The sequence below is a fragment of the Mycobacterium sp. genome (assembly GCF_036488105.1).
Taxonomy (GTDB): domain Bacteria; phylum Actinomycetota; class Actinomycetes; order Mycobacteriales; family Mycobacteriaceae; genus Mycobacterium.
Window position 1 is genome coordinate 20,008 of the sequence record NZ_DASXHW010000489.1, and the last position, 13,131, is coordinate 33,138.

At 66.7% G+C, this 13,131-nt stretch carries 15 protein-coding genes; 6 read left to right on the top strand and 9 right to left on the bottom strand.

The features are described from left to right. Positions 1-37 precede the first annotated feature (37 nt). Positions 38-799, bottom strand: coding sequence for an O-methyltransferase (locus VGH54_RS25615; RefSeq protein WP_331514935.1), 762 nt, complete (start codon positions 797-799; stop codon positions 38-40). A 439-nt stretch (positions 800-1,238) separates the two neighbouring features. Here VGH54_RS25615 and VGH54_RS25620 point away from each other — a divergent pair, with 439 nt between their 5' ends. Beyond that, positions 1,239-1,922 (top strand): TetR/AcrR family transcriptional regulator, encoded by a 684-nt coding sequence (locus VGH54_RS25620; protein ID WP_331514936.1) that lies wholly within the window; start codon positions 1,239-1,241, stop codon positions 1,920-1,922. Between the two features lie 188 nt (positions 1,923-2,110). On the opposite strand, the gene VGH54_RS25625 is transcribed toward VGH54_RS25620, so the two are convergent. Then, the gene (locus VGH54_RS25625; protein WP_331514937.1) at positions 2,111-3,043 is read right to left on the bottom strand and encodes a class I SAM-dependent methyltransferase; all 933 of its coding nucleotides are present in this window, start codon (positions 3,041-3,043) and stop codon (positions 2,111-2,113) included. Between the two features lie 35 nt (positions 3,044-3,078). Then, positions 3,079-3,699 (bottom strand): nitroreductase family protein, encoded by a 621-nt coding sequence (locus tag VGH54_RS25630; protein WP_331514938.1) that lies wholly within the window; start codon positions 3,697-3,699, stop codon positions 3,079-3,081. A gap of 140 nt (positions 3,700-3,839) precedes the next feature. Here VGH54_RS25630 and VGH54_RS25635 point away from each other — a divergent pair, with 140 nt between their 5' ends. Continuing rightward, a complete protein-coding gene (locus VGH54_RS25635) occupies positions 3,840-4,487 on the top strand; it encodes an FMN-dependent NADH-azoreductase (RefSeq protein ID WP_331514939.1) in 648 nt (215 codons plus the stop codon). 9 nt (positions 4,488-4,496) lie between these two features. Here the strand turns inward: VGH54_RS25635 and VGH54_RS25640 are convergent, their stop codons facing one another. The 3 genes from VGH54_RS25640 to VGH54_RS25650 all read right to left on the bottom strand — a co-directional run bounded on the left by VGH54_RS25640 (position 4,497) and on the right by VGH54_RS25650 (position 7,690). Next, complete coding sequence (locus VGH54_RS25640) at positions 4,497-5,111, bottom strand: TetR/AcrR family transcriptional regulator (protein WP_331514940.1); 615 nt, start codon at positions 5,109-5,111, stop codon at positions 4,497-4,499. Between the two features lie 135 nt (positions 5,112-5,246). Then, positions 5,247-6,137: a L,D-transpeptidase gene (locus VGH54_RS25645; protein WP_331514941.1), complete on the bottom strand. Its 891-nt coding sequence runs from the start codon at positions 6,135-6,137 to the stop codon at positions 5,247-5,249. Between the two features lie 185 nt (positions 6,138-6,322). Beyond that, positions 6,323-7,690: an FAD-binding oxidoreductase gene (locus VGH54_RS25650; RefSeq protein WP_331514942.1), complete on the bottom strand. Its 1,368-nt coding sequence runs from the start codon at positions 7,688-7,690 to the stop codon at positions 6,323-6,325. 50 nt (positions 7,691-7,740) lie between these two features. Here VGH54_RS25650 and VGH54_RS25655 point away from each other — a divergent pair, with 50 nt between their 5' ends. Next, the gene (locus tag VGH54_RS25655; protein ID WP_331514943.1) at positions 7,741-8,580 is read left to right on the top strand and encodes a uracil-DNA glycosylase; all 840 of its coding nucleotides are present in this window, start codon (positions 7,741-7,743) and stop codon (positions 8,578-8,580) included. A gap of 20 nt (positions 8,581-8,600) precedes the next feature. Beyond that, the gene (locus VGH54_RS25660) at positions 8,601-9,638 is read left to right on the top strand and encodes an LLM class flavin-dependent oxidoreductase (RefSeq protein WP_331514948.1); all 1,038 of its coding nucleotides are present in this window, start codon (positions 8,601-8,603) and stop codon (positions 9,636-9,638) included. Here VGH54_RS25660 and VGH54_RS25665 read toward each other — a convergent pair. Both VGH54_RS25665 and VGH54_RS25670 read right to left on the bottom strand, forming a co-directional pair. Next, positions 9,635-10,075, bottom strand: coding sequence for a nitroreductase family deazaflavin-dependent oxidoreductase (locus VGH54_RS25665; protein ID WP_331514944.1), 441 nt, complete (start codon positions 10,073-10,075; stop codon positions 9,635-9,637). The two genes, VGH54_RS25660 and VGH54_RS25665, sit on opposite strands and share 4 nt — an antisense overlap. Before the next feature lie 10 nt (positions 10,076-10,085). Next, positions 10,086-10,514: an HIT family protein gene (locus VGH54_RS25670; protein WP_331514949.1), complete on the bottom strand. Its 429-nt coding sequence runs from the start codon at positions 10,512-10,514 to the stop codon at positions 10,086-10,088. 52 nt (positions 10,515-10,566) lie between these two features. Here VGH54_RS25670 and VGH54_RS25675 point away from each other — a divergent pair, with 52 nt between their 5' ends. Then, the gene (locus VGH54_RS25675) at positions 10,567-11,958 is read left to right on the top strand and encodes an amidase (protein ID WP_331514945.1); all 1,392 of its coding nucleotides are present in this window, start codon (positions 10,567-10,569) and stop codon (positions 11,956-11,958) included. Here the strand turns inward: VGH54_RS25675 and VGH54_RS25680 are convergent. Beyond that, positions 11,953-12,441 (bottom strand): DNA-deoxyinosine glycosylase, encoded by a 489-nt coding sequence (locus tag VGH54_RS25680; RefSeq protein ID WP_331514946.1) that lies wholly within the window; start codon positions 12,439-12,441, stop codon positions 11,953-11,955. The genes VGH54_RS25675 and VGH54_RS25680 overlap by 6 nt on opposite strands. A gap of 40 nt (positions 12,442-12,481) precedes the next feature. Between VGH54_RS25680 and VGH54_RS25685 the strand changes: the two genes are divergently transcribed. Continuing rightward, positions 12,482-13,131 (top strand): adenylate cyclase regulatory domain-containing protein (locus VGH54_RS25685; protein ID WP_414688802.1); only part of this gene is annotated, 650 nt, incomplete at its 3' end.

Genomic DNA, 13,131 nt, shown 5'->3' on the forward strand with positions numbered 1-13,131 from the left:
GAATTCACCTAACTGGTCATCATCAGGATGGCGCGGCTCAGCCCAGGAACTCTGACTCCAGAACCAGGTCTTTGAGTAGCGTCTGATACTCGACGTGGGTTTCGTGCTCGATGGTCTGCCACTGCTTGCCTTGCTGGTCCTTCATGTAGGCGCGGTACTTGGGTGCACCGGGGAAGCCGACGTTGTCGGCGACGACGATCGTTCCCGGATGCAACCAGCCCCGGTCGACCAGCCGCTGAAGGTCATCCAGGTACACGTCCTTCCAGTGGTCGAGGAACACGAAATCCAAACAGCCCTCGGTGAATCCGTAGTCCTTGGCAAGAACCTCGAGCGTCGCCCCGTCGTCGACGGTGCCGTTAATGCAGGTGACGCGATCGGCGAGGCCGGCATGCGCCCACACGCGACGGGCCACCGAGGCATTGGCGCCAGACTTCTCGATGGAGAACACCTTGGCACCCGGTGCCGCTCGGGCGATCCGCAGTCCGCTGTATCCGCAGTAGGCACCGAGTTCCATGGCGAGCTTCGGATTCGCGCGCTTGACGGCCGCGTCGAGCAGCTGGCCCTTCTCGTCGCCAACGTTCATGAGGATCGACTTGTCGTAGGCAAAATTGTCGATGGCGTCGATCGCGGCGTCGACATCGTTTGCCGGTGCGTTGGCAATGACGTGCTCGGCCGTCGCCTCTTCCCGGCCGTCACCCATCTGACCCGTCCGCATGGCGTTCAGGCCGCCGAAAGCTCCGCGCAGGAACGAATACCTCAAGAATGGAAACTTCTGTCGCAACGTTCTGCTCAGACTCATTGCACCGAAACCTCATATCCAGATGCAGACTTCGACATTCGATCGACCCTTTCTGTCGTGCTTCGATCCCTGGAGCCGTTCCCGCGCTCGGGCCGACGGAGCAGGCGAGCAGATTTCATTGATGCGAGTTTTGGGTTGGCAATGGTATCGGCGCGACTGTACCCGTGCGGTGATAGTGCGATCGCGTGAACTGTCTTGAGGTGCAAGCGATAACGCAATTCGTCCAGTTTGGTGGCAGCGCGCCGGTGGTGATCCAAAGGATCAATCCACGCCGCGGGAAGCGTGGTGTGCGCAGAAACTGTCGTAAATGCCGCCGTGCGAGGCGATCCCGTGCTGGAACGTTTCGTTGAGTACGTGTTCTTCGCGCTTCACGGGTCTCAGCTTGAACTATTTCTCGCCAGCTGTCAAGAAAATCTGCACGGGGAGGTATCGTGCTGGCATGGCGACAGATGCCCTGCAGAGCGCCGAGACACGCGGCCGGCCACGTATGCGAGACGACGACGACATCCTGCGGGCCGCGTTACATGCCTTCGCCGAGCACGGCTACGACGGAATGTCGCTGCGCACACTCAACTCCGAGATGGGACTCAGCCGCGGCACCATCAACCAACGGTTCGGTTCAAAAGAGCAGCTCTGGTACGCCGCGGTCGATCACGAGTTTCGCCGCCTGACCGACGATCTCAATGCCGAGCTGCAACGCGGAACGGTTCCCGACGACGATCTGTCGCGGCTACGCGAGGGCATCCGCGCCTTCCTGATCGCCTCGCTCCGTCGCCCCGAACTCGTCAGGTTGATGAACCAGGAAGGCCTGCATTCCACCAGCCGCCTCGACTACATCATGACGTCGTTCACTTTGCCGACGCTGACTCCGGCATGGCGGGCCCTGAACCGGCTCGCCGACGCAGGCCTGGTCCGACGCGTACCTGCCCGAATGTTGCTGTTCCTCATCGCCCACGGAGCCGCCGCGCCGTTCACCCTCGGCCCACTCTCGGATCGATTCGACCCCGTTGACGGCCCCTTGGACCCCGTCGACCACATCGAGCTGGCCACCGACATCATCATCTCCGGGCTCCGCACCGCCCAGCCCGCCGCCGCCGACCACGGCACGACCGTCCCCCGCTGATCACCTGACCTCGACTAGCAGCCAGCCAGCACCCACCGTGTCGCGACCGGAGGCGTTAGGCGACCAAGTGCGCTCCGGCACAACACAAGACAGGAAACAACCGGAACTGTCCAGACCGATGGGTCGGTAATCCGTTGCTGAGGCGAATGTCAGCGTGATCGGGTCGCACCACGGAGCCTCGTGGTCGACTACTTGCTCAAGACGGACGTGTAGTAGGCACTGTCGGCCATCGGAACCCAGTCGCTACCGTGCGGCGTGGCCGCTAGTCCGTTGTCGGCCAAGAGCCGCTTCATCGGCGTACCGACCGAGCGCCAGCCCAGGTTCTCCAGGTAGGTGGGGACCTCATGACGCTCGCCCTCGTATCCCAGGTCCGCAACCTCCAGTTCGAAGCCGTGGTCACGCCAATTGGCGGTGGCTTTGCGCATCGTTTCCCGGGCCTTTTCCAGATCCAGATGCGACATGTCCGGGACGGTTTCGGTGGCCAGCCGGCTGCCGTCCGCGCTGAGCGCGGTGATGTTGTCCAGCAGGCGGTCCTGGGCTTCGGGCGGCAGATAGCCGAACAGGCCCTCGGCGATCCAGGCGGTGGGCCGGTCGCTGTCTAGACCCGCGTCGCGCAAGGCGGCCGGCCAGTCGTGCCGCAGGTCGCTGGACACGGTGCGCAGGTCGGCCATCGGGGCGGCGCGCAGACCCGCCAGAGTGGTGGACTTGAACTCGATGACCCGTGGCTGGTCGATCTCGAACACCGTCATGTCGGCGGGCCAGGCCAGCCGGTAGGCCCGCGCGTCGAGACCGGACGCCAGAATCACCGCCTGGCGGATGCCGGCCTGGGTCGCGTCGAGGAAAAACGAGTCGAAATAGCGGGTGCGGGCGGCGATCGCGTCGGGCATGTGCTCCAGCCGCCACGCGGACTCGCTGTCGTCGAGGTCAGCGGCGTCGAGTTCACCGGTAGCCCAGCGGGTGAAGAAATCGACTCCGACCGCACGGACTAGGGGATCGGCGAACCGGTCGTCGATCAAAGGATTCTCGGCTTTGGTGGCTATCGCCCGGGCAGCGGCGACCATCGTCGCGGTTGCGCCCACGCTGGTCGCTAAGTCCCAGGTGTCGTTGTCTGTGCGCGCCATACGCTTTCCTTTCTAATCTCCGCCAAGCTAGGTACTTAGCTAGTATAACTATCCCAATGAACGTGCTCGGCTTGGGAACTCCTGGTCCCGGGCCTGAACTCGGTACCGATCGTGTGCGCAACCGGTATGAGCGCCGCCTGCGTCACCTGCTCAAACGGGATCCCGAGCACCGCGGCGGCGTCGCGTTCGTGGGCCAGGTGCAATGTCGTCCATGCTGTTCCCAAGCCCCTGGCGCGGGCGGCCAGCATGAAACTCCAGGTCGCGGGCAGTATCGATCCCCACGCTATGGCTTGCCAAAGGTGAGGAGCATTTTCATACCGGCCTTCGATGCACGGGATGACCAGGACCGGCACCTCATGGAGGTGCTCAGCCAGGTAGGCGGCGGACTTCATCACGGCTTGCTGTCCGGGAGGGGCCGACGGCGGCTCGGTCTCGTTTTGGGATTTCCGGTACAGCTTCCCAAGGGCCTTCTTGTGGTCGGCGTCGGTGACGACGACAAAGTGCCAGCCCTGCTGGTTGCCACCGGTTGGTGCTTGGAAGGCGAGGTCGAAGCACTCCTCCAACAGTTCCCGCCCGACGGGGCGCGACAGATCGAGGCGTTTGCGCACCGTGCGCGTGGTCGACAGCAGCTGATCCGGCGTCAGGTCAAGCGTCATGTGTGCGCTCCTCGTTTGGCACGTCGAACTGTTCGTAAGCCACGACGATACCACGAATGGCAACACAATGTTGCCATTCAATCATTTCTGGGATAGCTTCACGTTGGACGGTCGACCAACGATCTATGGAGGGTTTCGAGATGTCACACCTGCTGCACATCGATTCCTCGGTCCGAGGCCAGGTCTCGGTGAGTCGGCAACTGACCGCCCGGGCCGCCGATCGGTGGCGGGCGGCCCATCCCGGCGGAAGGGTGACCTACCGCGATCTCGGCACGAGCCCGATACCGCACCTGGACGCCGCGACCGGACTGGCGCGAATGGTGACCGCGGAACAGCGCACTGCGGCACAAGATGCGTCGTTCGCGCTCAGCGCCGAACTGATCGACGAGATCAAACAGGCCGACACGGTCCTGCTCGGTCTGCCGCTGTACAACTTCGGTCCGCCCAGTACGGTCAAGGCCTGGGTCGACCACATCATCGCCACGGGGCTGTCCATCGACAACGAGACCCATACCGGCTTGCTCGGCGACACCGACTTCATCGTGCTTGCCAGCCGCGGCGGCGGTTACGGTCCGGGCACGCCGCGCGAAGGCTGGGATCATGCCCAGACCTGGCTATCACACGTCCTGTCGGTGACCGGGCTTCAGCCGCAGTTCATCACCGCCGAACTCACGACGGCCGATGCCAACCCGAAGATGGCCCATCTCAAACCGCTTGCCGCCGAAAGCCTCAACAAGGCCCTCGCCGCCATCGACCAGCTCTGGACGGTCAGCGAAGACGCTGCCTAGTGTGGTGACTCATCTGTGTGCGGGTGGCGCCGAGGTGCTGTCGGCCAGCGGTGCGAGCACGATTCGCAGTATTCGGCGACACTCCTGCTCGGTGGGTGTGCGCTCGTGGGTCTCCCCCCAGAGCACGACGCCGAAGAACGCCAGGTGCGCGATCATTTCGGTGTCGTCGGTTGGTCCCACCTCGCCTCGGGCGCATGCGCGATCGAGGGCTCGACGAAAGGCGCCGAGCGCACGGTCATTCACGGTATGGACGAGTTCCTTGAGTTCGTCGGACGTCGACCCGACCGCGCGGTGGACCGCCTGCCCCTCCGGCAAGGCCGCGGTCTCCCCGATCATGAGCATCAGCGCCAGCAGATCGCCGCCCAGCGAACCGGTATCGGGATCGTGGTCGAAGCGTTCAAGCCCGGGCTCCAGGACGGCCAACAGCAGTGCGCCCTTGGACGGCCACCGCCGATAGATCGTGGTGCGATTGACATTGGCGGCTTTGGCGACTCCCTCGATGGTCAGCCCCGGGAACCCCACCCGTGCCAGTTCGGCCATGGTGGCGTTGCGCACCTTCTCGACCACCTGGTGGCTTCGGGGACCGCGCTGCACGCCCGTGGTTCGCCGCGTCGAACTGTCCATAGCCACCACGCTAGCAACAATGGCATCAGGACGTCGCCATTTGGGCGCCCGTGCGCTGGCCTCATGTCGGGCAGGCGGCTAGCGAAAGGACGCGGGTCGTTGACGGAGCAACATCTCGTCTCGAAGCGCCGCGAGCTAACTTTGCCAGTCGTTGGAGCCGTCGTGCCGGGCGTAGGTGCCGCCGCTGGAGTTGGTCACCACGATCGGATCACCGGCGTTGAAGTTGTCGAAGAACCATTTCGCGTTGGTTGGGCTGATGTTGATGCAGCCATGGCTGACGTCGCGCTTGCCCTGATCATCTACCGACCAGGGAGCGCTGTGTACGAAGTCGCCGCTGTCATCGAATCGGACGGCCAGCTCGACCGTTGTCTTGTATCCGTACGTCGAGCTGACCGGAACGCCATAGGTCGAGGAATCCATGACCACCGACGGCAGCTTCTCTTGGACGTAGTAGGTGCCGTTCGGGGTTTGGTGGCCGCCGGATGCCATCCCCATCGACATGGGGATGGTTTTCTCCACGGCCCCATTGCGGGTGACGGTCAGCTGGTGCGTGGCGTCGTCGGCCGTCGCTACCAGGGTGTCACCCGTTTGGAAGCTGGATACGGTGCCACCCGCATCGACGGTCACCGCGGTGTGCGCGGGCCAGAAGCTCAGCGGGCGCCAGCGCAGCTGCGTAGGCTTCATCCAGTAGAACTTGCCGGGGACGGGCGGGACCGAAGAGACGTGGACCGCGCTTTCGGCTGCACCGGAGTCATCGACGAGGCCCGGGAAGTTGATGATGATCGGCTGGGCCACACCCACCGTCGCGCCGTTGGCAGGAACGAGCCTTGGCGGCCCGAACGGCGCGACGCCGGTGAACGGTGCCGGGTCCTGCCCCGGACCGGGCCCTCCGCCAACCCCTGGATCGCCGGGAGGCGGATCCGCCAGCGCGGGACCCGCACCCAGCACCAGCACCCAGCCAAGTATCGAAGCCACTCCGGCTGCCTTCAGAGCGGCGAAGAGGCGTCCCCTGGTCCAGCCCGACATGTATATCCCTCCAGTCGCTTCGTCGAAACAGTCTCGCATAGCGCCCGGGCCGACTAGTTCTTCTGTCACCCGGCCAGGCGATCGTGCGGTCGATGCGGCCTCACAGTGAAACGTCAGCGTCCGGCGCTGGTTTTCGCTGGGAGGCGGGCAAAAACGCACTCGCCTTGGCAAGTGACAGAAGTGGCCTAGACGCCGGCGCCGGGGTTCAAGATGCCCTGCGGGTCCAACGCGTCCTTGATGCGGCGGTTCAGCGCCATGGCATCTGGTCCCAGGTAGCGACTGAGCCAGGGATGCTTGAGCCGTCCGACCCCGTGTTCGCCGGTAATCGTGCCGCCCAGATCCATGGCGAGATCCATGATCTCCCCGTACGCCAACTGGGCCCGCTCGCTCATCGCGGCGTCGTCGGGGTCGTACACGATCAGCGGATGGGTGTTACCGTCGCCGGCGTGTGCGATCACCGCGATCATCAGATCGCGCTGCTCAGCAATGCGAGCGATCCCACCGACCAGGTCGGCTAGCGCCGGCAACGGCACGCCGACGTCCTCGAGTAGCAGCGGCCCCTTCTCCTCGACCGCGGGGATGGCGAACCGGCGGGCGGCGACGAACGCCTCGCCCTCGTCTGGGTCGTCGGTCGAAAAGACCTCCGTCGCGCCGAATTCGGTGAAGGTCGCGGCCATGAACTCGGCGTCGTCGCTGCCGGCTTGGCCGCGTTCGTCGGACGTGCCGACCAGCATCGCGGCCGCCCCGCGGTCCAGGCCCATCCGCAGCTTGTCCTCGACGGCGTTGATGGTCGCCGAGTCCATGAACTCCAGCATCGCCGGGCGCAGCCGTGAGGTCACCCCGAGCACCGCCTTGGCGGCGGCTTCAACCGAGGCGAAGTTGGCGACCACCGTACTCATCGGCTGCTGTGGCGGCACCAACCGCAGCGTCACCTCGGTGATGACGCCCAACGTGCCTTCGCTGCCGACGAACAACTTGGTCAGGCTCAGTCCCGCAACGTCTTTGAGCCGAGGGCCGCCCAGCCGGACCGCGGTGCCGTCGGCCAAAACGACCTGCACGCCGAGGACGTAGTCGGTGGTCACGCCGTATTTCACGCAGCACAGGCCGCCGGCGTTGGTCGCGATGTTGCCGCCGATGCTGCAGATTTCGTACGACGACGGGTCGGGCGGATACCACAGGCCGTATTCGGCGACGGTCTTCTTGACCTCGGCGTTGAGCAGCCCCGGCTGGCAGACCGCGGTGCGCGTGACCGGATCGACGACGATGTCGCGCATCTTCTCCGTCGACAGCACGATCCCGCCGTCCACCGCGGTCGCGCCGCCGGACAGGCCGGTGCCCATACCGCGGGTCACCACCGGAATGTGGTTGGCGGTGGCCCACCGCAGCACCGTCTGAACCTCTTCGGTCCGACGCGGCCGCACTACGGCGACCGGCTTTCCGGCCGACGGATCCAGGGCGCGGTCCTGCCGGTAACCCTCGGTGATCGCGGGATCGGTGACGACCGTTCCCTCGGGCAACTCGGCGATCAGGCCGGCCAGCGCGTCTGCGGCCATGGCAGCGATCCTACGGACACCGCCCCGCCACGTTCGTGCACAGTGGAGCGGTGAACCTCGCCCATCCGCGGACCGGCGCGCTCTTCGACTCCCCGGTGCCGCCGGGCAGCGGGTGGCCCGGCGATCCCGCGACTGCCCGCACGGGGGTCGCCTCGGACCAGGCGCAGGTGGTGGCGATGGCGCAGGCCGCTCAGTCGTTAGCGCAGCTCGACGCCGAGGTGTCGGTATGCCGGGCCTGTCCGCGGCTGGTCGAGTGGCGCGAGGAGTCGGCGCTGACCAAACGGCGGTCGTTCGCCGATCAGCCGTACTGGGGCAGGCCGGTGCCGGGCTGGGGGGCCGAGCGTCCGCGCGTGTTGGTCGTCGGCCTGGCGCCCGCGGCCAACGGCGCCAACCGGACCGGCCGGGTTTTCACCGGCGACCGGTCCGGCGATGTGTTGTACGCGGCAATGCACCGGGCGGGGTTGGCGAACTCGCCGATTGCCGTGGACGCCGCCGACGGCTTGCTGCTCAACCACACTCGGGTGGTGGCCGCCGTGCGGTGCGCCCCGCCGGCGAATGCGCCGACGCCGGCGGAGCGATCGACCTGTGCGCCGTGGCTGACCGCCGAGTGGCGACTGGTGGGCGGCGACGTGCGAGTGATCGTGGCGTTGGGCGCATTCGGCTGGCGGTCAGCACTCGACATGATCCGCGCCGGCGGTGGCCGGGTGCCCAAACCGCAGCCGAAGTTCGGCCACCGAGCCACGGCGCAGGTGCAAGCCGCTCACGGCGAGGTGGTGCTGCTGGGCTGCTACCACCCGAGTCAGCAGAACACCTTCACCGGCAAGCTGACCCCAGCCATGCTCGACGACGTCTTCGGGGACGCGAAGAAGATGGCGGAACTATCCCGGTGAGCGCCGACGTTGACCCCACCATGCGGCTTTCCGTCCTCGACCTCGTTCCCGTCCGCACCGACCAGACCACCGCGGACGCACTGGCAGCCACCGTGCGCCTGGCCCAAACCGCCGACCGGCTGGGCTACACCCGCTACTGGCTGGCCGAACACCACAACATGCCCTCGGTCGGCGCCACCAGTCCGCCGGTGTTGATCGCCTATCTCGCAGCGCAGACCACGCAGTTGCGGTTGGGCTCCGGCGGCGTGATGCTGCCCAACCACGCGCCGCTGGCGGTCGCCGAGCAATTCGCGCTGTTGGAAGCCGCGGCCCCGGGCCGTATCGACCTCGGCATCGGCCGCGCGCCCGGCTCGGATCCGGTGACGTCGGTGCTGTTACGCGGCGCCGCCGGTCGAGACGACCGCGACATCGACCAGTTCCCGCAGTACCTCGACCACGTGCGGGCGATGATGAGCGCTAGTGGCGTTCCGGTGCAACTGCGCGACGGCGACTACATCCTCAAGGCCACTCCCGCCGCGGCCAGCGAGCCCCGGCTGTGGCTGCTCGGGTCGTCGATGTACTCCGCGCGACTGGCCGCGGCCAAGGGCCTGCCCTACGTGTTCGCCCACCACTTCTCCGGCCAGGGCACCGAAGAGGCCCTGGCCTTCTACCGATCCGAGTTCGTGCCCAGCGAGCTGGCCGCCGAACCGGTGACCTTCTTGACCGTCAACGCCGCGGTGGCCGAAACTCGTGACGAGGCAACGGCTTTGATGCTGCCCAACCTGCACATGATGGCCCGGCTGCGGACCGGGCAGCCACTGGGGCCGGTGGAACTCGTCGAGGACGCGCGCGGCGCCCAGCTGACGCCGCAGCAGCAGCACATCGTCGACAGCGGACTCGAACGCGCCGTCGTCGGATCACCCGATGAGGCCGCCGAACAGCTGACCGCGCTGGCCGCGCGGTTCGGCGTCGACGAGGTGATGGTGCATCCGGTCGCCTCGGCGCACCGCGGCACCGATCCGGCGACTGCTCCGGCTCGCGAGACGACGCTGGAGCTACTGGCGAAAGAGCTGTTCTAAGCCGGCTTGAGGACCACGACCGGGATGGGCCGCGACGTCTTCTTCTGATACGCCAGGTAGCGGTTGCTGTTGTTGTCGTTGACGAGCTGCCAGAGCCGCGCGTAGTCCGGATTGTCAGGCAGCACCGGGGTGGCCGTCACACGGAAACGCTTTGGCCCGACATTGATTTCGACATTCGGGTTGGCTTTCAAATTGTGATACCAGCCAGGCGCTTTGGGGTCGCCACCTTTCGAGGCGACGACGAGGTACGCATCGCCGTCGCGCGCATAGGTGAGTGTGGTCGTCCGCGCCTTGCCAGTTTTGGCGCCGACGGTGTGCAGCAGCAGGTTGGGAACACCCAGTATGCGGTGTCCGAGCCAACCATGGGTTTTCTGGTAGACGGCGTCGTGGATCCGGAGCACGTGGGGCAGCAAGGTTTCTTCGAACGGAAGGGCCATACGCCCAGTATTAGCTGCCGGCGTCGGTCTCCGCCAGCGCGTCCCGCAGGATCCGGCCGGTTGCCTCGCGGTCGGGGTCGCGGCGCAGTAGCAGCCCCTTGGCGACCGACAGTGTGTCGCCGTTGCGCCGCGGCAGCATGTGCAGGTGGATATGGAACACGCTCTGGAAGGCCGCGCGGCCGTCGTTGATGCCGATATTGGTGGCGTCGGCCAACTCGGTTGCGCGCGCCGCCTTGGCGATCCGCTGTCCGATCGTCACGAGGCCGGCCAGGGTCTCCGGTGCTGTGTCGGTGAGATCGACCGAGTGCTGCTTGGGCACCACCAGGGTGTGCCCGCGGGTGAAGGGGCGGACGTCGAGGAAGGCCAGATAGCCGTCGTCTTCGTAAATGCGGATGGCCGGAGCCTGGCCGGCGACGATCGCACAGAACACACAGGACATCTCGTCACCGTAGCGGTCCGCCGCGCCCGTCAAGTGAGTAGTCTGCCTCGACGTGGACGTGCGAGATCTGGCCTTCGCGGGAGCTGCCGAACAAGCGCGGATGCTGACCGCCGCCACCATCACCGCGCCGGCGCTGCTCGAGATCTATCTGGATCGCATCGCGCGGCTGGATCCCCAGCTGCGTAGCTTCCGCGTGGTCCTGGCCGAAACCGCGCGCCAGGAGGCCCTGGCCGCACAACGCCGCCTCGACGCCGGCGAGCGCCTGCCGCTGCTCGGTGTCCCGGTCGCGATCAAAGACGACGTCGACGTCGGCGGCGAGCTCACGCCGTGCGGCAGCAGCGCGGTGTCCACGCCGGCCACCCGGGATGCGGAAGTGGTCAGCCGGCTACGCGCGGCCGGCGCGGTGATCGTCGGGAAAACCGCTGTGCCCGAACTGATGATCTTCCCGTTCACCGAATCGCTGACGTTCGGTGCGACCCGCAACCCGTGGGACACCGCGCTCACGCCGGGCGGCAGCAGCGGCGGCAGCGGTGCCGCGGTGGCTGCCGGGTTGGCACCGCTGGCGCTGGGCTCGGACGGCGGCGGCTCGATCCGCATCCCGTCGGGCTGGTGCGGCCTGTTCGGGATCAAGCCGCAACGCGATCGGGTCCCGCTGGCGCCCCACGACGACGCGTGGTGCGGGCTGAGCGTCAACGGCCCGATCGCGCGGTCGGTGGAAGACGCCGCGTTGTTCCTCGACGTGACGACGACGATGCCGGCTCCCGACGGCGGATTCGTCGCCGCGGCCGCCAAGCATCCCGGCCGGTTACGAATTGCCTTGAGCACCAAGGTTCCACCGCCGCTGATCGCGAAGATCGGCACGGAGCAGCGGGCCGCGGTCGACGACGCGGGCGCGTTGCTGCGCGATCTCGGCCATGACGTCGTTGTCCGCGACCCGGACTATCCGCCGGCGGCCGTCTACGCCAACTTCCTGCCGCGCTTTTTCCGGGGCATCTACAACGACGTGCGGGTGATGCCGCATCAAGAGCGACTCGAGAAGCGGACCCGCAACATGGCACGAATCGGGTCGCTGTTCTCCGACCAGCGGATGGAAACCGTGCGCGCCGCGGAGTCGGCGGTGGCCAAGCGGATCCAGTCGATCTTCGACGACGTCGACGTCGTCATCACGCCGGGCAACGCCTCCGGGCCATCCCGCATCGGGGCCTACCAACGGCGCGGCGGCATCGCGAGTCTGTTGTTCGTGTCGCAGCGGGTGCCGTTTTTCGAGATCTGGAACCTGACCGGCCAACCCGCCGCCGCGGTGCCGTGGGGGCTCGACAGCGGCGGCGTTCCGCTGTCGATTCAGCTGGTCGGCCGCCCGAGTGACGAGGCGACGCTGCTGTCGCTGAGCGGGCAGATCGAGGCCGCCCGACCGTGGGCGCAGCGGCGACCGCCGGTGTCATGACGGCGCGATAGCCCGCCAGGCCTGCAGTTTCTGACCCGCGGGCATCGCGCGGGCCGGGCTGGTCGACGGCAACAGCTGATACTCGATGTCGACGTCCACCAGTCGCGCGTAGAGCCGTTCCGCCGCACTGCCGTTGAAGCACACCCGCGTGATCGACGGGTACGCGGCGAACAGCTGGCCAAAGTCGTTGGCCACCAAGCTTTTCATGTCGAACTTGGCATCGGAGCTGCCGACGCGGCGGCACTTGTGCAGCACATCCCAGAGCGCGATACCAGCCGATTGCAGTGCGGCCAAACGAGTTTCGTAGGGTGCCGCCGCGTCGAAGCCGAACAGTGCGGCGGTGATCGGCCAGAACGCATTTCGCGGGTTGCCGTAATACTGCTGGGCCGCCAAGGACTGGACGCTGGGAAATGACCCGAGGATCAGTAACTCGGCGGCGTCGTCGACGACGGGCGGGAAGCCCTCCAGAAGCGGTGTGGTCATCGGATGCCCATCATGCCTCGCCGCGTTATACGTTGTCGGAGTGGATGAGCCCGAGATCGAGAAGCTGCTCGACGGTCTGGAGGGCAGCGCTCGTGCCGAGCGCGCGGAACTGATCGCGTGGCTGTCCGAGCAGGGCATCACCGCTGAGGAGATCCGGGCATCCCCCGTCCCGATGCTGGCGGCGTCTCGCCGGCTGATCGGTGACGACGGCGATTACGTGTCCACCCGGGAGATCAGCGAGACGACCGGCATCGACCTGGAACTGCTGCAGCGGGTGCAACGGGCCATCGGCTTGGTGCGCGTCGACGATCCTGACGCGGCAGTGCATCTACGCGCTGACGGCACCGCCGCCGCGCACGCGAAGGAGTTCATGGAGCTCGGCATCCGCCCCGACGAGGTGGTGCAGGTGGTTCGTGTTCTCGCCGAAGGGCTTTCACACGCCGCCGAGGTGATGCGCTCTACCGCGTTGTCGACGATCCTGCAGCCCGGTGCCAGCGAACTGCACACCGCGCAGGCGTCGCACGCCCTGGTCGCCCGCATCACGCCGCTGCTCGGTCCGATGATCGAGGACATGCTGTTCATGCAGCTGCGGCACATGATGGAGACCGAGGCCGTCAACGCCAGCGAGCGGGCTGCCGGCGCACCGCTACCCGGGGCGCGGCACATTACCGCCGCGTTCGCCGACCTGGT